This window comes from Paracidovorax cattleyae, assembly GCF_900104515.1.
GTDB classification, from domain to species: domain Bacteria; phylum Pseudomonadota; class Gammaproteobacteria; order Burkholderiales; family Burkholderiaceae_C; genus Paracidovorax; species Paracidovorax cattleyae.
This window is the reverse complement of record NZ_FNJL01000022.1, coordinates 14,908-40,255: the sequence shown is the minus strand read 5'-3', so window position 1 is coordinate 40,255 and position 25,348 is coordinate 14,908. Positions and strand designations below refer to the sequence as shown.

Annotated in this window: 18 protein-coding genes; 1 reads left to right on the top strand and 17 read right to left on the bottom strand. The window is 69.0% G+C overall.

Going from position 1 to position 25,348, the window contains the following annotated elements:
- Nucleotides 1-4: 4 nt before the first annotated feature.
- On the bottom strand, nucleotides 5-1,006 hold the full coding sequence (locus BLR05_RS17295) for a TRAP transporter substrate-binding protein (RefSeq protein ID WP_092836478.1): 1,002 nt from the start codon (nucleotides 1,004-1,006) through the stop codon (nucleotides 5-7).
- A 151-nt stretch (nucleotides 1,007-1,157) separates the two neighbouring features.
- The gene (locus tag BLR05_RS17290) at nucleotides 1,158-2,984 is read right to left on the bottom strand and encodes a M14 family metallopeptidase (RefSeq protein WP_092836475.1); all 1,827 of its coding nucleotides are present in this window, start codon (nucleotides 2,982-2,984) and stop codon (nucleotides 1,158-1,160) included.
- 123 nt (nucleotides 2,985-3,107) lie between these two features.
- On the opposite strand from BLR05_RS17290, the gene BLR05_RS17285 reads away from it, so the two are divergent.
- A complete protein-coding gene (locus BLR05_RS17285; protein ID WP_092836472.1) occupies nucleotides 3,108-6,770 on the top strand; it encodes a hydantoinase B/oxoprolinase family protein in 3,663 nt (1,220 codons plus the stop codon).
- Between the two features lie 55 nt (nucleotides 6,771-6,825).
- On the opposite strand, the gene BLR05_RS17280 is transcribed toward BLR05_RS17285, so the two are convergent.
- The 15 genes from BLR05_RS17280 to gyrA form a co-directional block, all read right to left on the bottom strand.
- Complete coding sequence (locus BLR05_RS17280) at nucleotides 6,826-7,200, bottom strand: monovalent cation/H(+) antiporter subunit G (protein ID WP_092836469.1); 375 nt, start codon at nucleotides 7,198-7,200, stop codon at nucleotides 6,826-6,828.
- Nucleotides 7,197-7,481, bottom strand: a complete 285-nt coding sequence (locus BLR05_RS17275) for a K+/H+ antiporter subunit F (protein ID WP_092836466.1) — start codon at nucleotides 7,479-7,481, stop codon at nucleotides 7,197-7,199. The genes BLR05_RS17280 and BLR05_RS17275 overlap by 4 nt, the downstream gene beginning before the upstream one ends.
- Nucleotides 7,478-7,972 (bottom strand): Na+/H+ antiporter subunit E, encoded by a 495-nt coding sequence (locus tag BLR05_RS17270; RefSeq protein ID WP_092836463.1) that lies wholly within the window; start codon nucleotides 7,970-7,972, stop codon nucleotides 7,478-7,480. Before BLR05_RS17270 ends, BLR05_RS17275 begins: the two co-directional genes overlap by 4 nt.
- Nucleotides 7,969-9,789, bottom strand: coding sequence for a monovalent cation/H+ antiporter subunit D (locus tag BLR05_RS17265; RefSeq protein WP_092836461.1), 1,821 nt, complete (start codon nucleotides 9,787-9,789; stop codon nucleotides 7,969-7,971). The genes BLR05_RS17270 and BLR05_RS17265 overlap by 4 nt, the downstream gene beginning before the upstream one ends.
- Before the next feature lie 40 nt (nucleotides 9,790-9,829).
- Nucleotides 9,830-10,195 carry a Na+/H+ antiporter subunit C gene (locus tag BLR05_RS17260; protein ID WP_092836458.1) on the bottom strand — a complete coding sequence of 122 codons (366 nt, stop codon included), beginning with the start codon at nucleotides 10,193-10,195 and terminating at the stop codon, nucleotides 9,830-9,832.
- Nucleotides 10,195-13,215, bottom strand: a complete 3,021-nt coding sequence (locus tag BLR05_RS17255; RefSeq protein WP_092836455.1) for a monovalent cation/H+ antiporter subunit A — start codon at nucleotides 13,213-13,215, stop codon at nucleotides 10,195-10,197. Before BLR05_RS17255 ends, BLR05_RS17260 begins: the two co-directional genes overlap by 1 nt.
- Nucleotides 13,216-13,326: 111 nt before the next feature.
- The gene (lapB, locus tag BLR05_RS17250; protein WP_092836451.1) at nucleotides 13,327-14,484 is read right to left on the bottom strand and encodes a lipopolysaccharide assembly protein LapB; all 1,158 of its coding nucleotides are present in this window, start codon (nucleotides 14,482-14,484) and stop codon (nucleotides 13,327-13,329) included.
- Nucleotides 14,474-14,806 (bottom strand): LapA family protein, encoded by a 333-nt coding sequence (locus BLR05_RS17245; protein WP_092836448.1) that lies wholly within the window; start codon nucleotides 14,804-14,806, stop codon nucleotides 14,474-14,476. The genes lapB and BLR05_RS17245 overlap by 11 nt, the downstream gene beginning before the upstream one ends.
- Before the next feature lie 84 nt (nucleotides 14,807-14,890).
- A complete protein-coding gene (locus BLR05_RS17240; RefSeq protein WP_092836443.1) occupies nucleotides 14,891-15,220 on the bottom strand; it encodes an integration host factor subunit beta in 330 nt (109 codons plus the stop codon).
- Between the two features lie 187 nt (nucleotides 15,221-15,407).
- Nucleotides 15,408-17,093 carry a 30S ribosomal protein S1 gene (gene rpsA / locus BLR05_RS17235; protein ID WP_013594401.1) on the bottom strand — a complete coding sequence of 562 codons (1,686 nt, stop codon included), beginning with the start codon at nucleotides 17,091-17,093 and terminating at the stop codon, nucleotides 15,408-15,410.
- 156 nt (nucleotides 17,094-17,249) lie between these two features.
- Nucleotides 17,250-19,289 (bottom strand): bifunctional 3-phosphoshikimate 1-carboxyvinyltransferase/cytidylate kinase, encoded by a 2,040-nt coding sequence (locus tag BLR05_RS17230; RefSeq protein ID WP_092836441.1) that lies wholly within the window; start codon nucleotides 19,287-19,289, stop codon nucleotides 17,250-17,252.
- 13 nt (nucleotides 19,290-19,302) lie between these two features.
- Complete coding sequence (locus tag BLR05_RS17225; RefSeq protein WP_092836438.1) at nucleotides 19,303-20,199, bottom strand: prephenate dehydrogenase; 897 nt, start codon at nucleotides 20,197-20,199, stop codon at nucleotides 19,303-19,305.
- Entirely contained in the window at nucleotides 20,196-21,296 is a 1,101-nt protein-coding gene (gene pheA, locus BLR05_RS17220) for a prephenate dehydratase (RefSeq protein WP_092836435.1), read from the bottom strand. The genes BLR05_RS17225 and pheA overlap by 4 nt, the downstream gene beginning before the upstream one ends.
- Nucleotides 21,297-21,344: 48 nt before the next feature.
- On the bottom strand, nucleotides 21,345-22,454 hold the full coding sequence (serC, locus tag BLR05_RS17215; RefSeq protein WP_092836432.1) for a 3-phosphoserine/phosphohydroxythreonine transaminase: 1,110 nt from the start codon (nucleotides 22,452-22,454) through the stop codon (nucleotides 21,345-21,347).
- Nucleotides 22,455-22,554: 100 nt separating this feature from the next.
- A complete protein-coding gene (gene gyrA, locus BLR05_RS17210; RefSeq protein WP_092836429.1) occupies nucleotides 22,555-25,215 on the bottom strand; it encodes a DNA gyrase subunit A in 2,661 nt (886 codons plus the stop codon).
- Nucleotides 25,216-25,348: the final 133 nt, after the last annotated feature.

Sequence of the window (25,348 nt, the reverse complement as noted above, 5' to 3'; positions counted from 1 at the left end):
CGCCTCACTTCGCCGCGGCGGCCGGTGCGGACTTGCGGTAGGCCGCGATGATCGCTTCGCCGTCCGGGCCTGCCTTGCGCAGCCAGTCGGCCAGCATCACGTCGCCCACCTGGCGCAGGTCGGCAGTGAGCTTGGCCGGCGGCGGCAGGATCTTCATGCCCTTGTCGGCCAGCGCTTTCTTGTACCACTCGTTCTTGTCCGCACTCAGCTTCCAGCCGCGCGCCTCGGCCTCCGCGGCGGCCTTGAGCAGCGCGTCCTGCGCGGGCTTGTCGAGCGCGTCGAAGGCCTTGCGCGACACGATGACGGCGTTCTTCGGCAGCCAGGCCTGCGTGTCGTAGAAATACTTGATGCTCTCGTAGAGCTTGCTGTCGTAGCCGGTGGAGCCGGAGGTCATCATCGATTCCACCGCGCCGGTGGCCATCGCCTGCGAGAGTTCCGCGGCCTGGATCGTCACCGGCTGCGCGCCGATGAGCTCGGCTATTTTTGCCGTGGCAGGGCTGTATGCGCGCCACTTGATGCCGCGCAGGTCCGCCACGGAGGCGATTTCCTTCTTGGTGTAGATGCCCTGCGGCGGCCAGGCCACCGTGTAGAGCAGGCGCATGCCCTGCGCGCCGAGCAGGCGCTCGAGCACGGGTTTCTGCGCTTCGTACAGGCGCCGGGATTCGGCATACGAGGTGGCGAGGAACGGGATGCCGTCCGCGCCGAACACGGCGTTCTCGTTCTCGAAGTTGGGCAGCAGGATCTCTCCGGCCGGCGCCTGGCCACCCTGGACCGCGCGCTTGATCTCGTTGGCCTTGAAGAGCGATGCGTTCGCGTGCACCGTGATGCGCAGCTTGCCCCCGGTTCCGGCTTCCACGTCCTTGGCGAATTGCATCAGGTTCTCGGTGTGGAAGTTGGTGGCCGGGTACGCGGCGGCGAGGTCCCAGCGGACCTGCGCGGCGGCGGGCACCGCGCAAAGGACGCCGGCCAGGGCGAGGGCAAGGAGGTGAACGGCTCTGCGCTGCATAGGTGCTCCGGAAGGAAAGGTCATCCAGGAAGGGTACGGCCCGGCACCGCGCGAACGCCGATGCAGGCCGCCAGGGGCGCATCGAATGTAAGCGGGGCACCAGGGAAGGGCATCCCGGGTGCGACCCGGATGCCCCCTTATCGCCCTGGTGCTATGCATGTCCCGTGCCAGGCCGCCTGTCGGCCATGATGTCCTGCCAGGCCCGCTCCGCCGCCAGCACCGCGGCGCACTGCACCGCGTGGGCGAAGCGGAAATCCTCCCCATGGATGGTCTCGTCGGGAAACTCCGTGATGAGCGTGACGGGGGCACCGCGCTGCACTTCCGACTGGACGCAGGCAGTGCCGTCGATGAGCTCGAACGGCAGCGTTCCTGCATGGCGCTGGTACAGGGCGATCTGCCGGGCGTTGAATTCCGCCAGCCCGGGCACCTGCAGCAGCTCGGCGACCACGCGTTTCAGCAAGGCCCGGCCGCGCGCTTCCCAGCCGGCGTGGTGGCGCAGGATGAGGAAGAACCCCTTGGGAATGGTCCACAGGTCGAAGCCGCGCGGAACGTAGCCGGTGAGCGGGCGCGTCCATTCGTGTGCCGGATAGCCGTGCAGGTTGAGGTGCAGCCGTGCGCCGGAGAGCGCCAGGCCCCGCTCCAGGGCCTCGCGTTCGTACCAGGGCGCGCTCTCGCGGTACTCCACGTCGTCGCCCAGTGCGGTGTAGCGCGCGGCATGGTGCATGTGGTTCGGGTGGTGGGCACCCAGCTCCCGGTGCAGCGCATAGCCGTCGGGATTCTTCAGCGGCAGCAGCGCGAAGTGGGCGCCCGGCTGTGCCGCCAGCGCCCGGGCCGCCCGCAGCGCGCCGACCACTCCGGATGTCTCGTTGGCGTGCTGGCCCCCGCTCACGAGCACGGGCGCGCGGCTGCCGCGCAGGTAGCGCCCCCAGACGCCCCGCCCCTGGCGCGAGTGTGCGCCGAAGGGTTCGCCACCCAACTGCTCCAGCTCCTGCGCGATGCGGTCGGGCGGGGGGGGCTTGTCCAGGGATTCCAGCGGTTGCCCGGCATCGGTGTCGTTCCATGCGGCGGCATCCTGCGCGGCCGTGTCGAACGGCCGTGCCTCGACCCGCACCCGCGGCGGTGCTCCGGGGGCGCACGCCCGGACGTCGGGCACGAGCTGCCCCGGCTGCAGCAGGCGATCACCCGGCGACCGGCCCGCGTGGCGCTGGAAGAGCTCGAGCATCCCGAAGTACAGGTCCTCGTGCAGCGCCTCGAAGGTGCTGATGCATTCGTTGGGCACGTCCAGCGGGCACTCGTAGCCGGGCAGGTCCACGCGCAGGTCCAGACGCTCGAAGTAGGGCTCCTGCTGCGGCCACGGATGGGATTGCACGGCCTGCACCGCGCGCCAGAACAGGTTCTCGAATTCCGTGGCCTGGGCCGCGTCCAGCAGGTCGCCCGCGCCTTCGGAGCGGCCTGCGCGCAGCCAGCCGGCGGGGCAGAGCTGGGGCACGCCCAGCACATCGGGCCGCAGGTGGTTCGGTGCGAAAACCCGGTGCGTTTGCGTCGCCCCGCCGGCGAAGGCCAGGGTTATCTCGTAATGCAGCCCGCTTTTGCCGGCCTCGAAGGACATTTCGCAGCCTGGAACCAGCGCGGCCAGCGGGTAGGCCTCCAGCAGAAAGCGCTGCGTGCCTGCACCGGGATGGACCGGATAGCGCACCACGGCGGCCACCGGGCGCTCCCCGCCGGGGCCGGCCGGGAGCTCTTCGATGAACCAGTGCGCGAGCGGCTTGTAGGCGCTGCGCAGACGTGCGTGCACGCCGGCTGCCGCGAGCCGCTCCTCGGCCGCGCGCCGTGCCTCGGGGCCTTCGAAAAGCCAGCCTTCCACGAAACGGCCCTGCCAGTCCGGCGCGCTGAATCGCGCGAGCCATTCGTCCAGCGTGCGAGGCTCGGTGGCGTCGAGCAGAAGCGTTCGGGAAGCGGCTGGGGCGGCAGTATGCATGGGGGGCATGGGGGGATGGAAACGGGAGCAGGACCGGGCATGATCCCTGCGGGCACCTACATTATGGAAATCGGAGGCCGTGAATGCACGCGCCGCAAAGCCGGAATCTGGACGAGGAGCACTATGGCAGGAAACAGCTGGCAATTCTGGGTGGACCGCGGAGGCACTTTCACGGACATCGTCGGGCGCGGGCCCGGCGGCGTCCTGGCCACCCACAAGCTGCTGTCGGAAAACCCCGAGCATTACCGCGATGCGGCCGTGGCGGGCATCCGCCACCTGCTGGGGCTGCCGCCCGGCGCGCCGGTCACGCCCGACCGCGTGGAATGCGTGAAGATGGGCACCACGGTGGCCACCAACGCCCTGCTGGAGCGCAAGGGCGAGCCCACGCTGCTGGTGACCACGCGGGGCTTCCGCGATGCGTTGCGCATCGCCTACCAGCACCGGCCGCGCCTGTTCGACCGGCACATCGTGTTGCCCGAGCTGCTCTACAGCCGCGTCATCGAGGCCCAGGAGCGCGTGGGTGCGCATGGCGAGGTCGAACAGCCGCTGGACGAGGCGCACCTGCGCGAGCGCCTTTGGGCGGCGTACGACGCGGGGCTGCGCAGCGTGGCCATCGTGTTCATGCACGGATGGCGCTTCACCGCGCACGAAGCCGTGGCGGCACGGCTCGCGCGCGAGGCGGGCTTCACGCAGGTGAGCACCTCGCATGGCACCAGCCCGTTGATGAAGTTCGTCAGCCGCGGCGACACCACCGTGGTGGACGCCTACCTTTCGCCCATCCTGCGGCGCTACGTGGAGCAGGTCGCGGCCGAGATGCCGGGCGTGCCCCTTTACTTCATGCAATCGTCCGGCGGGCTGGCGGATGCGCGGCGCTTCCAGGGCAAGGACGCGATCCTCTCGGGCCCCGCAGGCGGCATCGTGGGCATGGCCCGAACGGCCGTGGCGGCAGGCTTCGACCGGGTGATCGGGTTCGACATGGGGGGCACCTCCACCGACGTGAGCCATTTCGCGGGAGAGTTCGAGCGCGAGTTCGAGACGCAGGTGGCCGGCGTGCGCATGCGCGCACCCATGATGGGCATCCATACCGTGGCCTCGGGCGGCGGCTCCCTGCTGGACTACGACGGCGCGCGCTTCCGCGTGGGCCCCGAGAGCGCTGGCGCGCATCCGGGCCCGGCATGCTACCGGCGCGGCGGGCCCCTGGCCGTGACCGATGCCAACGTGATGGTGGGCAAGATCCAGCCCGCGCACTTTCCCCAGGTGTTCGGCCCGTCCGGCGATGCCGCGCTCGATGCGGACGTGGTGCGCGAGCGTTTCGGCGGGTGGGCCACCCGCACGGGCCGCCCGCCCGAGGACGTGGCGCACGGGTTCATCCGGATCGCCGTGCAGCAGATGGCCAACGCCATCAAGAAGATCTCGGTCGCGCGCGGCTACGACATCACCGCGTACACGCTGCAGTGTTTCGGCGGGGCGGGCGGGCAGCATGCGTGCCTGGTGGCCGATGCGCTGGGCATGCAGCGCGTCTTCGTGCATCCGCTGGCCGGCGTGCTGTCGGCCTACGGCATGGGCCTGGCGGACCAGAGCGTGATTCGCGAGCAGGCGCTGGAAGTGCCGCTGGACCCTCAGGAGTGGCCGGCGGTGGAAGATGCCCTGGCGTTGCTGGCCGCCCGTGCGCAGGAGGAACTGCACGCCCAGGGGCTGGGCGTGCAGGCGGGCGAGGCCTCGGTGCTGCGCAGGGTGCACGTGCGCTATGCCGGATCGGACACCGCGCTGGCCGTCCCCTTCGGCACGCCGGCAGAAGTCCGGGCCGCGTTCGAGGCCGCCTACCGGCAGCGTTTCGCCTTCCTCATGGCGGGCCGGGCGATGGTGGTGGAGGCCGTGTCGGTGGAGGCCATCGCGCCGGGCGAAGCGCCGGCCGAGAGCCTGCATCCGCTCCATCCGCCGCGCGAGGTGCCGCGCCGGAGCACGGTGCGCGTCTATACCGAGGGGGCGGATGGCAGCGCGCGCTGGCACGATGCGGCGCTGGTCGTTCGCGACGACATGCGTCCGGGCGACGTGCTGCAGGGCCCCGCCATCATCGCGGAGCGCACCTCCACGACCGTCGTGGAGCCCGGCTGGGAGGCCCGCCTCACCGCGCAGGACCATCTGGTGCTGGAGCGCAAGGTCCGCCGCGCGTTGCGCCACGCGGCAGGTACCACGGTGGACCCGGTGCTGCTGGAGGTCTTCAACAACCTGTTCATGAACATCGCCGAGCAGATGGGGCTGCAGCTGCAGAATACCGCCCATTCGGTCAATATCAAGGAGCGGCTGGACTTCTCCTGCGCGCTGTTCGATGCGGAAGGCCATCTCATCGCCAACGCGCCCCACATGCCCGTGCACCTGGGCAGCATGGGCGAGAGCATCCGCACGGTGATCGCGCGCAACGCCGGCCGCATGCGGCCCGGGGACGTGTACGTGCTCAACGACCCCTACCATGGCGGAACGCACCTGCCGGACATCACCGTGATCACGCCCGTGTACCTGGAGGAGGGGGCGGAGGCGGAGCCCGGCCGGCCCTCCTTCTACGTGGGCAGCCGGGGCCACCATGCGGACGTGGGCGGTGCCACGCCGGGTTCGATGCCACCCTTTTCCACGCGCATCGAGGAAGAGGGCGTGCAGATCGACAACGTCAAGCTGGTGGAGGACGGCGTGCTGCGCGAGGCGGAGATGTTCGCCCTGCTGTCCGGCGGCGAGTACCCGGCCCGCAACCCGCAGCAGAACCTCGCCGACCTGAAGGCGCAGATCGCCGCCAACGAGAAGGGCGCGCAGGAACTGCGCAGGATGGTCGCGCAGTTCGGCCTGCCCGTCGTGCAGGCCTACATGGGCCATGTGCAGGACAACGCGGAGGAGTCGGTGCGCCGGGCCATCGCGCGGCTGGCCGCGCGCGTTCCCGAGGGCACTTACATGCTGCCCCTGGACAACGGCGCGCGCATCCAGGTCGCGGTGCGCATCGATGCCGCGCAGCGCAGCGCGGTGATCGACTTCACCGGTACCTCGCCGCAGCAGCCGAACAACTTCAACGCGCCCACCGCGGTATGCATGGCCGCGGTCCTCTACGTCTTCCGCTGCCTGGTGGACGACGACATTCCCCTGAACGCGGGCTGCCTCGAGCCGCTGCAGGTCGTCATTCCCCAGGGCTCCATGCTGAACCCGCTGCCCCCGGCCTCGGTGGTGGCCGGCAACGTGGAGACCTCCACCTGCATCACCAACGCGCTGCTCGGTGCCCTGGGGGTATCGGCGGGCAGCCAGTGCACCATGAACAACTTCACCTTCGGCAACGAGCGGTTCCAGTACTACGAGACCGTCGCCGGCGGCAGCGGCGCGGGCGGGCTCTTCGATGGCGCGGGGGCGCTGGCGGGCGGCTTCCACGGAACCAGCGTGGTGCAGACCCACATGACCAATTCGCGCCTCACTGATCCGGAAGTGCTGGAATTCCGCTTTCCCGTGCGGCTGGAGAGCTTTGCGCTGCGGCCCGGCTCGGGCGGCGCCGGACGCTGGCGCGGCGGTGACGGTGGGGTGCGCCGCATCCGCTTCCTGGAGCCGATGACGGCAAGCATCCTTTCCAACGGCCGGCGGTCCGGGGCCTTCGGCATGGCCGGCGGCGCGGCCGGCCAGCCTGGCGTGCACCGGGTCGTGCGGGCGGACGGAAGCGTGGAAGTACTGGACCATATCGGCCAGGCAGAAATGCAGGCGGGCGACGTGTTCGAGATCCACACACCCGGCGGGGGTGGATTCGGCGGCGCGGGCTGATCGCTGCCGGGGCGTGCGGGCCCTGCACGGGGCCGCCGCCCGCCGCCCGTGGCCGTCAGGAATCGCGCTGGAAGGCGGTGGCGTCCGTCCGGCGGCTGAGGCTGGGCGGCACGTCCCGGCCCGCGCGCCGCGCACGGAACAGGGCGGCGCGCATGAGGAAGATGTTGGTGACCGGCACCGTCACCGCGACGAACAGGGCGATGAGCAGCGGGTGCAGTGCCAGCCCGTGGCCCGCGACCGAGAAATACAGCAGCGTGCCATGCATGATGCACCAGCAGCCCATGGTGGCGATGATGGAAGGCGCATGCACGCGCTCGAAATACGTCTTGAGCCGCAGCAGGCCCAGCGAGCCCAGCATCGCGATGGCCGCGCCCGCCACGACCAGCACGGCCACGGCGATCTCGGCCCACAGGGGCAGGGTGGCCGTCATTCGATCACCTCGCCGCGCAGCAGGAACTTCGCCATCGCGGTGGAACTCGCGAACCCCAGCAGCGCGATGAGCAACGCCGCCTCGAAGTAGTTGGTGCTGCCGTAGTAGATGCCCAGCACCAGCATGGCCAGCATGCCGCTCTGGTACATGCAGTCCAGCGCCAGCACGCGGTCCTGGGCCGAAGGCCCTTTCAGGATACGCACCAGCGCTAAAACGATGGCCAGCGCGAGCATGGCCAGCGCGATGGGCAGGGCCCAGGACAGCACGGGACTGGTGGTCATGATTCGAAGATCTCCATCAGGGGGCGCTCGTAGCGCTGCTTGACGTGGTCGATCACGGCTTGCGGGCTGTCGAGCTCCAGCACGTGCAGCATCAGCACGGAGCGGTCCAGCGACAGCTCCGCCCACGAGGTGCCCGGCGTGATGCAGACGATCACCGCCAGCACCGCGAGGCCGTTGGCATCGCGCAGGTCCAGCGGGATCTGCACGAACCCCGGCGGGTGCCTGCGCTGCGAGGGAAAGGCCAGGAAGCGCACCACGTTCAGGTTGGACAGGGTGGTATCCACCAGTACCGATACCGCCAGCCGCACGACCATGCCCGGGCGGCGCACGCGCACCGGCAGCGGGCGCAGCCCGCGCGTGAGCAGCGGGATCGCAACGCCCACGATGGCCGCGAGGATCAGCTGCCCGGCGCTCAGCGAGTGGTTCAGCAGCAGCCACATGCCGGCCAGCGCGACAGACAGCAGGGGGGCGGGAAACAGGCGCTTCATCATGGCACGGCCTTCGTGGCGGCTGCCTGCCGCGCAGCGACATCGACCGCCGCAGGGTCTGCCGCCGGGGAGGACTGCGGCTGCGGCCTGCGCACCGCAGCGCCTGCTCCGGCGCGTTCGGGCGTGGCCGGTCCCGGCTTCGGGCGGGCCGACATCACGGCGTCGATGTAGCCGCCCGGCGCATGCAGCGCGTTCGCCGTGGCCACTGTGAAGTCCATGACGCGCCCGGCCTGCAGTGTCAGGCCGACGCAGGCGGCGAGCAGCATCGCGATCGGAATGCCTTCCAGCACGCGCAATTGGGGCGCGGGCCGGTCGTGCGTGGTCCAGAAGTGGCGCATCCCGGTGCGCGTGAGCGACAGCAGTGCCATCAGCCCCGTGCCGATCAGCATCGCGAACAGCAGCCAGCCCACGGTGCCGGTGCGCACGCCGCCCGATGCATGCAGCCCCAGCGGGTTGAGCAGCGCCGTCAGCATCGCGAACTTCCCGACGAAGCCCGAGAGCGGCGGCAGACCGGAAATCACCAGCGTGCACAGCAGGAAGGCCAGCCCCAGCATCGCCGCGGCCGCGGGGATCACCCGCCCGACCAGCACCATCTCCTGCTCGTCGAGGTTCATGCGCCCGGCAGGCACCAGCTCGGGCGTGAGGAACGGGGCATCGTCATCCAGCTCGTGCGGAGCAAGCGTGGCGCCGTCGTTGCGCCACCGGTCGATCAGGTCGGTCAGCAGGAAGAGGGCACTGATGGCCAGCGTGGAGCTCGGCAGGTAGAACAGCAGGCCCGCCGTCAGCAGGTTCTGCCCGAAGCCCGCTGCCGCCAGCAGCGTGCCCGAGGACAGGATTGCGGCATAGCCGGCCAGCACGCCGATGCGCTGCGATCCCAGCATGCCGATCGCGCCGAACGCCATGGTGACGAGGCCGCCGCCGATGAGCCACAGGCTGCCGAACAGCGCCGATGCGCCGGCCTCCGTGCCGAACATCAGCGTCCACAGGCGCAGGATGGTATAGACCCCCACTTTCGTCATGAGCGCGAACAGGGCCCCTGCAGGCGCGCTGGCGGCGCTGTAGGCGGGTGCCAGCCAGAAGTTCAGGGGCCACACCGCCGCCTTGATGAGGAAGGCGGTCGCGAGAATGCCCGCGGCGGCGTGCAGCAGGCCCCGGTCGGCATCCGCCACGTGGGGAATGGTCTGCGCGAGGTCCGCCATGTTCAGCGTGCCGGTGATGCCGTAAAGCATCGACACGCCGATCAGGAACAGCGAGGACGCCGCCAGGTTGATGGCGATGTAGTGCAGGCCCGCCTGCACGCGCGTGCGGCCCGATCCGTGCAGCAGCAGCCCGTACGAGGCGGCCAGCATGATCTCGAAGAACACGAACAGGTTGAACAGGTCCGCCGTGAGGAAGGCCCCGGCCAGCCCCATGAGCTGGAACTGGAACAGCGGGTGGAAGTGCACGCCCGCCCGGTGCCAGCGCGCCGCGGCGAAGACGATGGAGCACAGCGCGACGAAGCTGGTGAGCACCAGCATCAGGGCGGAGAGCCGGTCCAGCGCCAGCACGATGCCGAAGGGCGCCGGCCAGTTCCCGGGCAGGTACACCCCCAGCGTGGCCGGCTTGCCCCCCAGGTGCGTCCAGAACAGCAGCGCGAGCGAAATGCCCAGGCCGGCCAGCGTGGACAGCAGGTTCATGCCCAGCTTGAGCCGCTGGCGCTCCTCCCGCAGCAGCAGCATGAGCGCCGCGGTCAGGAGCGGCAGCATGATGGGCGCGAGCATCAGGTGCGGCATCACCGCCGACATCCACTGCGCGAACTGTTGCTGGACGGCCGCGTTCATGGACGTCCTCCGGTGCGCGGGCGGTTCGTGCGCGTGCCTGTCATGGCATCTCCTGCACGTCGCGCGACTGCGTTCCGTCCACGTGGTCGGTGCCGGACATGCCGCGCGAGGCGAGCAGCACCACCAGGAAGAGCGCCGTCATGGCGAATCCGATCACGATCGCCGTCAGCACCAGCGCCTGCGGCATGGGGTCGGCGTAGTGCAGCAGATCCTGCGGCACGCCGCTGGCCAGCACCGGTTCCTTGCCCACGGCCAGGCCGAGGCGGCCCATGCTGAAGATGAACAGGTTCACCGCATAGGACAGCAGGGCCAGTCCCATGATGACCTGAAAGGTCCGGGGGCGCAGCACCAGCCACACGCCCGAGCCCGCGAGCACGCCGATCGCGACGGCCAGAACGATTTCCATCAGCGGTTCCCTCCCGGTGCGGTGGCGGCGGCCCCGCCCGGCTCTGCCCGCAGCGCCCCCGAGGCCTTGTTCTCGGTGGCCTGAGCCGCTTCCTCCGACTGAGCCGACTCCTCGGCCTCTCGCTCTTCGGCAAGGCGCGCATGGTAGCGGTGGCCCCGCACCGACTGGTGGGCGATGGCCGTGAGCATGAGCAGCGTGGCGCCCACGACCAGCGAGAACACGCCGATGTCGAAGAACAGCGCGCTGGCCACGTGGATCTCGCCCACCACGGGCAGGTCCAGGTGGGCGGTGTGGCTGGTGAGGAACGGATAGCCGAAGAACAGGGCACCGACGCCGGTGCCTGTCGCGAACAGCAGCCCGGTGGCGATCCAGCGCCGCGGGCAGAGCGCCAGGTGCGCCTCCACCCACTGCGTGCCCGAGATGATGTACTGCAGCAGCAGGCCCACCGACAGCACCAGGCCGGCCACGAAACCGCCGCCGGGCTGGTTGTGGCCGCGCATGAACATGTAGAAGGACACCAGCAGCGTGAAGGGCAAAAGCAGCCGCACCAGCACGGCGGGCACCATCAGGTAGCCGACGGCGGTGTCGGTGGCATTGCGCGGGTTGAGCAGGTCGGTCTGGAGGTCGGCCGGCATGTTGCGCTGCTGCTCGGGCAGGTCCATGGTCTCGCGAGCGGGCCGGAAGCGCCGCAGCAGCGCATACACCGTCAGCGCGACGATGCCCAGCACCACGATCTCGCCGAAGGTGTCGAAACCGCGGAAATCGACCAGCATCACGTTGACCACGTTGGTGCCGCCGCCCTCGGTCTGGGCGCGTTCCAGGAAGAACGTGGACGTGCTCTCGGGGAACGGCCGGCTCATCATCACATAGGCCAGCCAGCCCAGCCCGCCGCCGGCAGCCAGCGAGATCAGCAGGTCGCGGGCCCGGCGCAGCCGGGGCAGCCCCACCGCCGGCGCCAGCTCGCGCAGGCGTTCGTCGCGCCGGGGCAGCCAGCGCAGCCCCAGCAGCACGAGCACGGTGGTCACGATCTCCACTACGATCTGCGTCAGCGCGAGGTCCGGCGCCGAGAACCACAGGAAGGTGATGCAGGTGCACAGCCCTGCACCGCCCAGCAGGGTGAGGGCGGCCAGCCGGTGGTACTTGGCCTGCCAGGCCGCCGCGACGGCGCAGACCGACCCCACCGCCCAGATCGCCACGAAGGCCGGTGACAGCGGCAGGGTGCCCCGGTCGCCCAGTTGCAGGCCGCGGGACCACAGCGGCAGCGTCCCCGCCACGAGCGCCGCGCAGACCAGCCACAGCATCTGCCACTGCAGCCTCGGCGTGCCCAGCATGCGGCGACCGCGGTAGCCGGCCAGTGTCAGCAGCGTGAGCAGGGCCTCGAAGATGCGGCGCCCGCTCACGCGGTAGATGAGCGGTGGCGCGTCGATCCTGCCAGCTTCGCGCTGGCGGCGCAGCAGCAGGTAGAGCGCGGTGCCTCCGGCCAGTGCGACCAGGCTCATGGCGAACGGCGTGTTGAACCCGTGCCAGATCGCGAGGCTGTATTCGGGCAGCTGGCCTCCGACCACGGGCAGTGCCGCGGCGGCCAGGTAGCGGCCGACCGACCAGGCCGGCAGCGTGCCCACCACCAGGCAGGCCAGCACCAGCAGCTCCACCGGCACGCGCATCCAGTGCGGCGGCTCGTGGGGCTCCCGCGGCAGGTCTTCTGCCTTCGGTCCCCAGAACACATCCACCGTGAAGCGCAGCGAGTACGCCACGCTGAAGACCCCGGCCAGCGTGGCGGCCACGGGCAGGGCCGTCGCGATGAAGGGCGACGCTTCCAGGAACACCGTCTCCGCGAAGAACATTTCCTTGGAGAGGAAGCCGTTGAGCAGCGGCACGCCTGCCATCGCCGCACTGGCGACCATCGCCAGCGTGGAGGTCACCGGCATCATGCGCCGCAGCCCCGAAAGGCGCCGGATGTCCCGCGTGCCGCTCTCGTGGTCCACGATCCCCGCCGCCATGAAGAGCGACGCCTTGAAGGTCGCGTGGTTCATGATGTGGAAGACCGCCGCCACCGCCGCCAGGGGGCTGTTGAGGCCCAGCAGCAGGGTGATGAGGCCCAGGTGGGAGATCGTGGAATAGGCCAGCAGCCCTTTCAGGTCATGCTGGAACATGGCCGCGTATCCACCCACGAGCAGCGTGCATACGCCCGCGCCGCCCACGATCCAGAACCACGGCTCCGTCCCGCCCAGCACGGGCCACATGCGCGCCAGCAGGAAGACGCCGGCCTTCACCATCGTGGCGGAATGCAGGTAGGCCGACACGGGCGTGGGCGCCGCCATGGCATTGGGCAGCCAGAAATGGAAGGGGAACTGCGCGCTCTTGGTGAGTGCACCCAGTAGCACCAGCACCAGGGCCGTCAGGTAGAGGGGGTGGCCGCGGACCAGGTCGCCTGCCGCAAGCACGCGGTCCAGGTCGTAGCTGCCCACGACGTGGCCCAGAACCAGCACGCCCGCCAGCAGGCACAGCCCGCCCGTGCCCGTGACGGTGAGCGCCATGCGGGCGCCGCTGCGGGCGTCCTTGCGGTGGTGCCAGTAGCCGATCAGCAGGAAGGAGAAAAGGCTGGTCAGCTCCCAGAAGAACACCAGCTGGATCAGGTTGCCCGAGAGCACCACGCCGCTCATGGCGCCCATGAAGGCCAGGAAGAACGAGAAGAAGCGCGGCACCGGATCGGCGGCCGACATGTAGTAGCGCGCGTACAGCACCACCAGCGAGCCGATGCCCAGCACCAGCATGCAGAACATCCAGGCGAACCCGTCCATGCGCAGCACCAGGTTCAGCCCCAGCGAGGGCAGCCAGGCGATCTCCTGTCGCACCACGCCACCCGCTGCCACCTCCGGAAAATACAGTGCCGCCTGCACCGCGCAGAACAGCGCCACCGCGCCAGCGAGCGTCGATTCGGCGTTGCGCGCGTTCGCAGGCAGCAGTGCCGCGAGCAGGCTGCCGGCGAATGGCAGGAGGACGAGGAGGATCAGGGGCATGTGCGGACCATTCTACGGGGAAGGCCCGCGCAAGCCGCTATGAAAACCCGAGCAGGCTACGGAGAATCGGCGCACCTCGCGGAGGAGGCGGCCTGGACGGCGAGCACGCTTTCACAGCTCCTCGACGCGCCGCGCCGGGTAGCTGTCCCAGCTCTGGCAGCCCGGGCATTGCCAGAAATGCTGCCGCGCCTCGAATCCGCAGGCCGCGCATCGATAGCGCGTGAGCGGCTTCGCTGCCTGGTCGAGCGCCCGCTGGACCTGCGGATGGAAGTCCTCGTGTTCGAGCTTCTCCTGCGACAGCCATTTGGCGGCGGCGACCAGCGAAGGCTCCTTGTCCAGATGGCGCACATACCAGTCGCGAGGCTGTCGGCCGGGAACGTCCGCGGCCGCCTCCATGGCCACGATCGCATCGAGCACGTCCAGCGAGGGCGCGCGGGCATAGTGCTCCTGCAGCAAATGCAGCACCTCGCCCTGGCGTCCGGTCGCGGCCGCCAGTTCGATCAGCAGCGGCGCGGCCAGCGGCAGCGCGGCGGGCGACTGCCGCGCCAGCTCCTGTAGCGTGGCCAGGGCCGCTTCGGCATGGCCGCGGCGCTGTTGAAGGCGCGCGAGCTCGATGCGCGGGCGCGGCGCATCGGGCGCTGCCGCCCGTGCTTCCTCGAACTGCTCCTGTGCCGCGTCCAGATCGCCCTGGGCTGCGCGCGCCAGTGCCTGCTCGCACAGGTAGTGGGCCTGGCGGGCGCTGAAATCGCCCTGGTGGGATCCGTGCATCTTGCGCGCGATCGCCGTGGCCTGTGGCCAGTCCCGCGAACGTTCGTAGATGGCCAGCAGGGCCATGCGGGCCTGGCTTTCGAAGGGCGTGCCTTCGAGCCGCTGCAGCGCATCCTCGGCGCGGTCCAGCAGGCCGGCCTTGAGGAAGTCCAGCGCGAGCGCGTGCTGGGCACGCTCGCGGTCGGCCCGGCTCAGGTCGCCGCGGGACAGCAGGTGCTCGTGCACGCGCACCGCGCGGTTGTATTCGCCGCGCCGGCGGAACAGGTTGCCGAGCGCGAAATGCAGCTCCGACGTGTCCGGGTCGTTCTGCACCGCCTCGATGAAGGCGTCGATCGCCTGGTCCTGCTGTTCGTTGAGCAGGTAGTTCAGCCCCTTGAAATAGGCCTTGGGCGCGCGGCGGTTCTCCTGGCGCAGCTGGCGCAGGTCGAAGCGCGAAGCGAGCCAGCCCAGCACGAACGCCAGCGGAAGCCCCAGCAGGAGCCAGCTCAGGTCAAATTCCATGGATGGGCGGCTGTTGCTGCAGATCGGTGACGGGAGCGGCGCTGCCCGGCGCAGCGGCGGACGCAGGCGCGGAGGCGGGCGAGGCTGGCAGCGCCGCTTCCGCGCGGCGCGCGGCGCGAAGATGCTTCCACCAGCGGGGCACCATGCCCAGCACGCCGACGGCTACGCCCACGGCGAAGGCGGACAGCACCACCAGCACCAGCGGCGCGGTCCAGCGGGTGCCGAAGAAGAAATGCACCGTCGCGTCCTGCTGGTTGTTCAGCGCGAAGGCGAAGAGGGTGAAAAAAATGGCTGCCTTGAGCAGCCACAGGAAATACTTCATGCCATGCGTCTCCTCGATGGTGGGAGGATTCTACGGTCATGCCCGACCCCCTCGCGTGCGCCGGGTATGGTGCGGCGTGCTCCGTCAGGCGGCGTCGGATGTGTCGGCTGCGGTGCCGATACCCATCTCGGCGGTACGCCGGTCCACCGCCTCGCGCAGGGCCTTGCCCGGCTTGAAATGCGGAACACGCTTCTCGGGGATGTGCACGGCCTCGCCGCTGCGGGGGTTGCGTCCCATGCGCGGCGGCCGGTGGTTGACCGAAAAGCTGCCGAACCCGCGCACCTCGATGCGATGGCCACGCACCAGCGCATCGCCCACGGCATCCAGGATGGTCTTGACGGCGGCTTCGGCATCGCGCTGCGTGAGCTGGCCGAAACGGGCGGCAAGTTCTTCGACGAGGTCTGATCGGGTCATGGGGTCCGGTCTGTGGCGCCAAGGGGGTGGCGAAAAATGTGGTCCATGCCCCAGCGCCGGCGTTGTGCGCGGCGCTGGGGCATGGGTCGGGATGCGCACTTGGAAAAAAGCGGCGGGCGCACAAGGCGCCCGCCGCTTGCGGCCGTGCAGGCACGGCCTTTCTCTGCCTTGCGGGCTCAGGTTCCGATTACTTGTCGGAGTTGTCCAGCTTGGCGCGCAGCAGTGCGCCCAGGCTGGTCGTGCCGGCGCTTTCGCGGGCCGATTGCTGCGACAGGGACGCCATGGCGCCTTGCTCGTCGGCCATGTCCTTGGCCTTGATCGACAGCTGGATGTTGCGGGTCTTGCGATCCACGTTCACCACCACGGCCGTGACTTCGTCGCCTTCCTTCAGCACGTTGCGGGCATCTTCCACGCGGTCGCGGGAGATTTCCGAAGCGCGCAGGTAGCCCACGATGTCTTCGCCCAGGTCGATCTCGGCGCCGCGGGCATCGACGGTCTTGACCTTGCCGGTCACCGTCTGGCCCTTGTCGTTCACCGTCACGAAGGTGGTGAACGGGTCGCCGTCGAGCTGCTTGATGCCCAGGGAGATGCGCTCGCGGTCCACGTCCACGGCCAGCACGATCGCCTCGACTTCCTGGCCCTTCTTGTAGTTGCGCACGGCGGCTTCGCCGGGCTCGTTCCAGGACAGGTCGGACAGGTGCACCAGGCCGTCGATGCCGGCCGCCAGGCCCACGAACACGCCGAAGTCGGTGATCGACTTGATCGGGCCCTTCACGCGGTCGCCGCGCTTGGTGTTCTGAGCGAACTCCTGCCACGGGTTGGCCTTGCACTGCTTCATGCCCAGGCTGATGCGGCGCTTGTCTTCGTCGATCTCGAGGACCATGACTTCGACTTCGTCACCCAGCGAAACGAGCTTGGACGGGGCGATGTTCTTGTTCGTCCAGTCCATTTCGGAGACGTGCACCAGGCCTTCGATGCCGGGCTCGAGTTCCACGAACGCGCCGTAGTCGGCGATGTTCGTGACCTTGCCGAACAGGCGCGTGCCCGAGGGGTAGCGGCGCGACACACCCAGCCATGGATCGTCGCCCATCTGCTTCAGGCCCAGGGAGACGCGGTTCTTCTCGGTGTCGAACTTCAGGATCTTGGCAGTGATTTCCTGGCCGGCCTGCACCACCTCGGAGGGATGGCGGACACGGCGCCATGCCATGTCGGTGATGTGCAGCAGGCCGTCAATGCCGCCCAGGTCCACGAACGCACCGTATTCGGTGATGTTCTTGACCACGCCCTGCACGATGGAGCCTTCCTTCAGGGTTTCCATCAGCTTGGCGCGCTCTTCGCCCATGGAGGCCTCCACCACGGCGCGGCGGCTCAGCACCACGTTGTTGCGCTTGCGGTCGAGCTTGATGACCTTGAATTCCATGGTCTTGTTCTCGTACGGCGTCAGATCCTTGATCGGACGCGTATCGATCAGCGAACCGGGCAGGAAGGCGCGGATGCCGTTGACCAGGACGGTGAGGCCGCCCTTGACCTTGCCGCTGGTCGTGCCGGTGACGAACTCGCCGGATTCCAGGGCCTTTTCCAGCGCCAGCCAGGAAGCCAGGCGCTTGGCGGTGTCACGCGACAGGATCGTGTCGCCGTAACCGTTCTCGATCGAGCCGATGGCCACGGAGACGAAATCGCCCACCTGGACTTCGACCTCGCCCTTGTCGTTCTTGAACTCTTCCAGGGGCACGTAGGCTTCGGACTTGAGGCCTGCGTTCACCACGACGAAGTTGTGCTCGACGCGCACGACTTCTGCGGTGATGACTTCGCCCGGGCGCATTTCGGTGCGCGTCAAGGACTCTTCAAAAAGGGCGGCAAAAGATTCAGACATGTATTTCCTAAGTCCGCGGGCGCGTTTCCGCCGGCACCATTGCCGGCGTTTCTATCGTTGCCTGCGGAAGGTTGTGTGGCGGGTGGCCACGGTTGGGGTTGAACACATCGCAAGGCCGTGCGCTGCAGGCGCGGCAGGAAGCCTTGCGGGCCCGGTTCAGTCCTGCGCGGGGGGCGCGAAGGGCTGTCGCTGCTGCCACCAGGCAAGCACCTGCTCGACGGCCTCTTCGACCGACAGCAGGGAGTTGTCCAGCACCAGCGCATCCTGCGCAGGCTTGAGGGGCGCGACCGGCCGGGTGCTGTCCCGGACGTCGCGCGCCTCCAGATCTGCGCGAAGGTCTTCGATATTAGCTGAAATTCCCTTTGAAATCAACTGTTTATGGCGCCGCTCCGCCCGGCAGGCCGCGCTGGCCGTGAGATAGACCTTCAACGCCGCGCCCGGGAAGATCACGGTGCCCATGTCGCGGCCGTCCGCGACCAGCCCCGGCAGGCGCCGGAAGCCGTGCTGCAGCGCCACCAGAGCCTCGCGGACCGGTGGCAGGGCCGAGGCGCGGGAGGCGTTCATGCCGGCTTCTTCGGTGCGGATGGCGTCCGTCACGTCGTCTCCGCCCAGCCAGATGCGGCCGGACTCGAACCGCACCGGCAGGGTGCGCGCCAGGGCCGCGATCCGGTCCTGGTGGGCCGCGTCGGTGGACAGCCCGGCACGCAGCGCCGCCAGTGCGGTGATGCGGTACATCGCGCCCGAGTCCAGGAAGCGGTAGCCCAGCCGCTGCGCCACCGCTGCCGCCACCGTCCCCTTGCCCGACGCCGTGGGGCCGTCGATGCAGATCACGGGAACGTGTTCCAGGGGTGTTCCGGCGACCGAGAACAGCGCCTCGAAATAGTCCGGAAAAGTCTTGGCCACGCATTTCGGATCCTCGATGCGCACCGGGAGCTTCGCCGGGTTGAACGCCGCCAGCGAAAAGCACATGGCGATGCGGTGGTCGTCGTAGGTGTGGATGCTCGCCGCGCGCCAGTCGCCCGGCGAGGCGGGCGGAGTGATGCGCAGGAAGTCCGGGCCTTCCAGGGCGGTGGCGCCCAGGCGCCGGCATCCCTGCGCCATGGCCGCGATGCGGTCCGTTTCCTTCACGCGCCAGCTCGCGATGTTGCGCAGCGTGGTCGTGCCCTTGGCGTAGAGCGCCATCACGGCCAGCGTCATGGCCGCGTCGGGAATATGGTTGCAGTCGAGATCGACCGCCCGCAGGGGCCAGGCGCCGCGGCGTACTTCGAGCCAGTTCGGGCCGCCCGTGACTTCCGCGCCCATGGCGCGGGCCGCCTCGGCGAAGCGGATGTCCCCCTGGATCGAATCCAGTCCCACGCCGAGGATGCGCAGCGGTTCCTGGCCGGGCGCCGGGGCCGCCAGCGCGCCCAGGGCGATGAAATAGCTGGCAGAGGAGGCATCGGCCTCGACGTGGATCGTGCCCGGGGAGCGGTAGCGGCTTCCGGCCGGGATGGTGAAGCGCTGCCAGTCGTCGTGCCGCACCGCGATGCCGAAGCGCTCCAGCAGTTGCAGCGTGATGTGGATGTAGGGGCGCGAGATCAGCTCGCCCACCACCTCGATCACCACGTCCTTCTCGCGCGCCACCAGGGGCAGGGCCATCAGCAGGGCGGTCAGGAACTGGCTGGATACATCGCCGCGCACCCGCACGGGCGCGTCCAGGGCCAGCGGCGGGACGCCGCCCGCATGCGCGATGCGCAGCGGCGGGAAGCCGGGATTGCCCAGGTAGCTGATGTGGCAGCCGAGCTGCAGCAGCGCCTCCACCAGGTCGCCGATCGGGCGCTCGTGCATGCGTGGAACGCCGGACAGCTCGAACTCGCCGCCCAGCAGGGCCAGCGCCGCCGTCAGCGGCCGCATGGCCGTGCCCGCATTGCCGAGGAAGAGCTTCGCAGGGGAGTGCGCCGGGGCCGTGCCCAGGCCGGTGATGCGCACCGTGCCCTGCGCGGCCGCACCTTCATCGACGCCGCAGCCGATCTCGCGCAGCGCGTCCAGCATCACGCGCGTATCGTCGGAGGCCAGCAGGTCGTGGACTTCCGTCGTCCCCTCGCTCAGGGCCGCCAGCAGCAGGACCCTGTTGGAGATGCTCTTGGAGCCCGGCAGCCGCACGGCTCCGCCGGCGGTGTCCAGGGGAGGGAGGTCGAGGAACGCGGTGCTGTACATCGGCTGTGGGCGTCTAGGAGGCGCGGCGGGCGCCCATGCGCCAGTGCGCGCGGGTTTCGCTGGCGAGGGTGATGAGGTCTTCGAGCGCCTGTCCGTCGCCCTGCTGCATGGCCTGCTCCATCTGCTGGAGCGCCTGGGTGAAATGGCGCGACTGGGCGATCAGTTCGCTGCGGTTGGCCAGCAGGATGTCGCGCCAGATCTTCGGGTCGCTGGCCGCGATCCGAGTGAAATCTCGGAAGCCGGGGCCTGCGAGCGATAGGAACACGTCCCCCTCGGGCTGCGCATTGATGCTGTTGATCATCGCGAACGCGAGCAGGTGCGGCAGGTGGCTCACGGCGGCGAAGGCCGCGTCGTGCGACTCGGGCGACATGCTGCGCACGCGGCAGCCCAGCGCGCTCCAGACGGCCTCGGCCTTGCCGAGCTGGTCGGTGAGCGTGCGTTCGGTGGGGGTGAGGATCACCTGCCGTCCCGCGTAGAGATCCGCCTGCGCGTGCTCCACGCCGGAGGATTCGCTGCCGGTGATCGGGTGGGCCGGAACGAAGGATCCGAACTGGTCGCGCAGCGCGCCGCGCGCCGCCTGCACCACGTCGGCCTTGGTCGAGCCCACGTCCATGACGAGCATCCTGGGCGTGACCAGGTGCTTGATCGCCTTGAGCGTGGATTCCGTCGCCGCCACCGGCACGGCCAGCAGCACGATGTCCGCACCCGCGACCGCGAGCAGTGCGGACGGCGCCTCGACGTCGATCACGCCGAGCTGGCGCGCACGGTCGGTGGTGGAGGGCGATTTGCTGTAGCCGACGACGCGCTTGACCAGTCCGGCCTTCTTCATCGCCAGCGCGAACGATCCGCCCATCAGCCCGCAGCCCAGCAGGCCGAGCTGCTCGAATACCGGAGTGCCCGCGTCCGTCACGGCGCCACCGGATAGGTGCCGAGCACCTTGTAGAACGCGCAGAGCGAACGCAGCTCCTCCAGGGCCTTGCCCACGTGGGGCTGGCTGGGATGCCCGTCGAGGTCGATGTAGAAATAGTATTCCCACTGGCCCGTGCGCGCCGGGCGCGACTCGAAGCGGGTCATGGAAACGCCGTGCGTCTTGAGCGGTACCAGCAGGTCGTGCACCGCGCCCGGGCGGTTGGGCACGGACACGACGAGGCTGGTGCAGTCCTTGCCGGAGGCCGGCGGCGTCTGCAGCGTGTGCGGCAGGCAGATGATGGCGAAGCGCGTGCGGTTGTAGGCGTCGTCCTGGATGGCATGCGACACCAGGTGCAGGCCGAACTGCGTGCCGGCGCGCTCGCTGGCGATGCCGGCCCAGGCCGGATTGCCCGCCGCCAGCCGCGCGCCCTCGGCGTTGCTGGAAACCGGGCGGCGCTCCGCGTGCGGCAGGTGCTTGGACAGCCAGGCCTGGCATTGCGCGAGCGCCTGGGGATGGGCCAGCACGGCCTCGATGCCCTCGAGTGAATTGGACAGGCGCAGCAGGTTGTGTCGCACCAGCAGGCTCACCTCGCCCACCACGTGGCAGGGCGTGTGCAGGAAGAGGTCGAGCGAGCGCGTGACCACGCCTTCCACCGAGTTCTCCACGCCCACCACGCCGTACTGGGCGCTGCCTGCCGCCGTGGCATGGAATACCTCGTCGAAATTGGCGCAGTACATGAGGTCGGCGGCGCCGCCGAAGAATTCCACGGCCGCCTGCTCGCAGAACGTGCCGGCGGGGCCGAGCACCGCCACGCGCTGGGGCGACTCCAGGGCCAGGCAGGCGGACATGATCTCGCGCCAGATCGCCGCCACATGGGCACCCTTGAGCGGCCCCGGATTGGCCGTCTGGATCTTCTCGATCACCTGCGCGACGCGATCGGGACGGAAGAAGGGCGAACCTTCGCGCTTCTTGACTTCGCCGACACGCTCGGCCACCAGCGCGCGCTGGTTCAGGAGGGTCAGGAGCTGCTGGTCGATGTTGTCGATCTGTACCCGCAGGCTGGCGAGATCGGGGGACGCTTGAGGGGATTGGGACATGGATCGGTCGGGCTGCGGGCAGCGGGCGGTAGGGCGCGGCGCGCCGTTTCAGGCGCTGCGCTGTTCGAATTCTTGCATGTAGGCCACGAGCGCCTCCATGCCGGCCAGCGGCATGGCGTTGTAGAGGCTCGCACGCATGCCGCCCACCGACTTGTGGCCCTTGAGCTGCAGCAGACCCCGCTCCCTGGCGCCAGCCAGGAAGGCTTCGTTGCGCGTTTCGTCACGCAGGAAGAAGGGGATGTTCATGCGCGACCGCGCGTTCGGCGACACCTTGTTCACGTAGAACTGCGACTGGTCGATGAAGTTGTAGAGCAGGCGGGCCTTGGCGATGTTGCGCTGCTCCATCGCCGCGATGCCGGACAGCTCTCCCTCGCGCTGGCGCTTGAGCCATTGGAAGGTCAGGCCCGCCATGTAGATGCCCCAGGTGGGCGGGGTGTTGAACATCGACTGGTTCTCGGCCACCACCTTGTAGTCGAAGGCGCTCGGGCAGGCCGGAAGCGCATGGCCCAGCAGATCCTCGCGCACCACCACCAGTGTGAGGCCGGCGGGGCCGAGGTTCTTCTGCGCGCCGCCGAATGCCAGGCCCACGCGCGACCAGTCCACCGGGCGCGAGGCCACGTGCGACGAGAAATCGATCACCAGCGGCGCATCGCTGCCCAGCGCGCGCAGATCCGGCAGCTCGTGGAACTCGATGCCATGGATCGTCTCGTTGCTGCACAGGTGCAGGTAGCTCGCGCCGCGGCTCAGCTGCCAGCTCGCCGGGTCGGGCAGGGTGGTGAAGCCGCTGTCCTCCGCCGATGCCGCCACGTGGACCTCGGACGCGTACTTGCGCGCTTCCTTGAACGACTTCTGGCTCCAGCTGCCGGTCACCACCATGTCCACCGTCGCTGCACGCGAGAGGTTCAGCGGCACGATCGCGTTCTCTGCCAGGCCACCGCCCTGCATGAACAGGATCCTGAAGTTCTGGGGAACGGCGAGCAGCTCGCGCAGGTCCGCCTCGGCCTGTTCGTAGATCGAGATGAACTCCTTGCCCCGGTGGCTCATTTCCATCACGCCCATGCCGCTGCCGTGCCAGTCCAGCATCTCTGAGGCGGCCTGCTGGAGGACTTCGGCGGGGATGGCTGCGGGGCCGGCGGAGAAGTTGTACGGGCGGTTCATCGGTTCAGGCATTCGGGGGCCCTGCCATTTCCAGTGGGCAGGGCCGGTGGGGGGAAACATGCTGGCGCGCTGGCGGCTTTCCGCACGGCACGCCGTGCCGTCATTCGGCCGCGGGGTCTTCCGCGTCCGGACCGGTGGAGGGGGGGGCGTCGTCTGCGGCATCCGCGGCCGGCGGGTTCGCGTCGTTCTCGACGATGCGCTGCAGCCCGCTCAGCTTCGCGCCTTCGTCCAGGGAGATCAGCGTCACGCCCTGCGTCGCGCGGCCCAGTTCGCGGATCTCTCCCACGCGGGTGCGCACCAGCACGCCCTTGTCGGTGATCAGCATGATCTCGTCGTCCGCATGGACCAGGGTGGCAGCGACCACCTTGCCGTTGCGCTCGCTCTGCTGGATCGCGATCATCCCCTTGGTACCGCGTCCGTGGCGGGTGTATTCGACGATGCTGGTGCGCTTGCCGTAGCCGTTCTCGGTGGCGGTGAGCACGCTCTGCGTCTCGTCCTCCGCCACCAGCATGGCGATCACGCTCTGGCCGTCCTCCAGCATCATGCCGCGCACGCCGCGCGCCGCGCGGCCCAGCGGCCGCACATCGTTCTCGTCGAAGCGCACGGCCTTGCCGCCGTCGGAGAAGAGCATCACATCGTGCTGGCCATCGGTGAGCGCTGCCCCGATGAGGTAGTCGCCGTCGTCCAGGTTCACCGCGATGATGCCGCCCTTGCGCGGGTTGCTGAACTCGTCCAGCGCGGTCTTCTTCACCGTGCCCATGCTGGTCGCCATGAAGACGAAGCGGTCGGCGGGGAAGGTGCGCATGTCGCCGGTCAGCGGCAGCACCACGTTGATCTTCTCGCCCTCCTGCAGCGGGAACATGTTCACGATCGGCCGGCCGCGCGAGCCGCGCGAGCCCGCTGGCACTTCCCAGACCTTGAGCCAGTACAGCCGGCCGCGGTTGGAGAAACACAGGATGTAGTCGTGCGTGTTGGCGATGAAGAGCTGGTCGATCCAGTCGTCTTCCTTGGTCGCCGTGGCCTGCTTGCCGCGCCCGCCGCGCTTTTGCGCGCGGTATTCGGACAGCGGCTGGCTCTTGATGTATCCCGTATGCGAGAGGGTCACGACCATGTCGGTGGGCGTGATGAGGTCCTCGGTGGAGAGGTCCTGCGCGCTGTGCTCGACCAGTGTGCGGCGCATGCCGAGCTTGTGCTGGCCGAACTCCGCCTTGATCGCGGTGAGCTCGTCGCCGATGATGACCGAGACGCGCTCGGGCTTGGAAAGGATGTCGAGCAGGTCTTCGATGACCGACATGATGTCCTTGTACTCGGCGACGATCTTGTCCTGTTCCAGTCCCGTCAGGCGCTGCAGGCGCATCTGCAGGATTTCCTGGGCCTGCGTTTCCGAGAGGCGATACAGGCCGTCCTGGCCCATGCCGTATTCGCGCTCCAGGCCCTCGGGGCGGTAGTCGTCGGCGTTCACGACGCCGCCGTCCGCGCGGGTGCGCGTGAGCATCTCGCGCACCAGCTGGCTGTCCCACGCACGGTTCATCAGCTCGGTCTTGGCGATCGGCGGCGTGGGCGATTCGCGGATGATGCGGATGAACTCGTCGATGTTGGCCAGCGCCACGGCCAGGCCTTCCAGCACGTGGCCGCGCTCGCGGGCCTTGCGCAACTCGAACACCGTGCGCCGCGTGACCACCTCGCGGCGGTGCTGCAGGAAGACGACGATCAGGTCGCGCAGGTTGCACAGGCGCGGCTGGCCGTCCACCAGCGCCACCATGTTGATGCCGAAGGTGTCCTGCAGCTGCGTCTGCTTGTAGAGGTTGTTCAGCACCACCTCGGGCACTTCGCCGCGCTTGAGCTCGATCACCAGGCGCATGCCGGACTTGTCGGACTCGTCCTGGATGTGGCTGATGCCCTCGATCTTCTTTTCGTGCACCAGCTCGGCCATGCGCTCCTGCAGCGTCTTCTTGTTGACCTGGTAGGGCAGCTCGTCGACGATGATGGCCTGGCGCTGGCCGCGGTCGATATCCTCGAAGTGGCAGCGCGCCCGCATGACCACCTTGCCGCGGCCGGTGCGGTAGCCTTCCTTCACGCCGTTGATGCCGTAGATGATGCCCGCGGTCGGGAAGTCCGGCGCGGGAATGATCTCCATGATCTCGTCCACCGTGGCGTCCGGGTGGCGCAGCACATGCAGGCAGGCATCCACCACCTCGTTGAGGTTGTGCGGCGGGATGTTGGTCGCCATGCCCACCGCGATGCCGGCCGATCCGTTCACGAGCAGGTTGGGCAGCTTGCTGGGCAGTACCAGTGGCTCCTTCTCGCTGCCGTCGTAGTTGGGCCCGAAATCGACGGTCTCCTTGTCGATGTCCGCCAGCATCTCGTGGGCGATCTTCGACAGCCGGATTTCCGTGTACCGCATGGCGGCCGCGCCGTCGCCATCCACGGAGCCGAAATTGCCCTGGCCGTCCACCAGCATGTGCCGCAGGGAGAAGTCCTGTGCCATCCGCACGATCGTGTCGTACACGGCGCTGTCGCCGTGGGGGTGGTACTTGCCGATGACGTCCCCGACGATACGGGCCGACTTCTTGTAAGGGCGGTTCCAGTCGTTATTCAGTTCGTGCATCGCGAACAGCACGCGGCGATGCACCGGCTTGAGGCCGTCCCGCGCATCCGGCAGCGCGCGGCCGACGATCACGCTCATCGCGTAATCGAGATAACTGCGCCGCATCTCCTCTTCGAGGCTGATGGGCAGGGTTTCTTTGGCGAACTGGGTCATGGGATCGGGGATGCGGGATCAGGGCGGCGGAGGTCTGACATTCTAAGGCGCAACGCCTTGTCGCAAGTGCGCAACACATCGGGGGGTAAAGCGCTTTTGTCCTACGGTTGAGGGTTGGGGGGCGGTCACTTTG

What these genes read in the sequence shown, in the direction of transcription:
- BLR05_RS17295 (WP_092836478.1), bottom strand. Translation starts at nt 1,006, where the DNA reads ATGCAGCGCAGAGCCGTTCACCTCCTTGCCCTCGCCCTGGCCGGCGTC.
- BLR05_RS17290 (WP_092836475.1), bottom strand. Translation starts at nt 2,984, where the DNA reads ATGCATACTGCCGCCCCAGCCGCTTCCCGAACGCTTCTGCTCGACGCC.
- BLR05_RS17285 (WP_092836472.1), top strand. Translation starts at nt 3,108, where the DNA reads ATGGCAGGAAACAGCTGGCAATTCTGGGTGGACCGCGGAGGCACTTTC.
- BLR05_RS17280 (WP_092836469.1), bottom strand. Translation starts at nt 7,200, where the DNA reads ATGACGGCCACCCTGCCCCTGTGGGCCGAGATCGCCGTGGCCGTGCTG.
- BLR05_RS17275 (WP_092836466.1), bottom strand. Translation starts at nt 7,481, where the DNA reads ATGACCACCAGTCCCGTGCTGTCCTGGGCCCTGCCCATCGCGCTGGCC.
- BLR05_RS17270 (WP_092836463.1), bottom strand. Translation starts at nt 7,972, where the DNA reads ATGATGAAGCGCCTGTTTCCCGCCCCCCTGCTGTCTGTCGCGCTGGCC.
- BLR05_RS17265 (WP_092836461.1), bottom strand. Translation starts at nt 9,789, where the DNA reads ATGAACGCGGCCGTCCAGCAACAGTTCGCGCAGTGGATGTCGGCGGTG.
- BLR05_RS17260 (WP_092836458.1), bottom strand. Translation starts at nt 10,195, where the DNA reads ATGGAAATCGTTCTGGCCGTCGCGATCGGCGTGCTCGCGGGCTCGGGC.
- BLR05_RS17255 (WP_092836455.1), bottom strand. Translation starts at nt 13,215, where the DNA reads ATGCCCCTGATCCTCCTCGTCCTCCTGCCATTCGCCGGCAGCCTGCTC.
- lapB (WP_092836451.1), bottom strand. Translation starts at nt 14,484, where the DNA reads ATGGAATTTGACCTGAGCTGGCTCCTGCTGGGGCTTCCGCTGGCGTTC.
- BLR05_RS17245 (WP_092836448.1), bottom strand. Translation starts at nt 14,806, where the DNA reads ATGAAGTATTTCCTGTGGCTGCTCAAGGCAGCCATTTTTTTCACCCTC.
- BLR05_RS17240 (WP_092836443.1), bottom strand. Translation starts at nt 15,220, where the DNA reads ATGACCCGATCAGACCTCGTCGAAGAACTTGCCGCCCGTTTCGGCCAG.
- rpsA (WP_013594401.1), bottom strand. Translation starts at nt 17,093, where the DNA reads ATGTCTGAATCTTTTGCCGCCCTTTTTGAAGAGTCCTTGACGCGCACC.
- BLR05_RS17230 (WP_092836441.1), bottom strand. Translation starts at nt 19,289, where the DNA reads ATGTACAGCACCGCGTTCCTCGACCTCCCTCCCCTGGACACCGCCGGC.
- pheA (WP_092836435.1), bottom strand. Translation starts at nt 21,296, where the DNA reads ATGTCCCAATCCCCTCAAGCGTCCCCCGATCTCGCCAGCCTGCGGGTA.
- serC (WP_092836432.1), bottom strand. Translation starts at nt 22,454, where the DNA reads ATGAACCGCCCGTACAACTTCTCCGCCGGCCCCGCAGCCATCCCCGCC.
- gyrA (WP_092836429.1), bottom strand. Translation starts at nt 25,215, where the DNA reads ATGACCCAGTTCGCCAAAGAAACCCTGCCCATCAGCCTCGAAGAGGAG.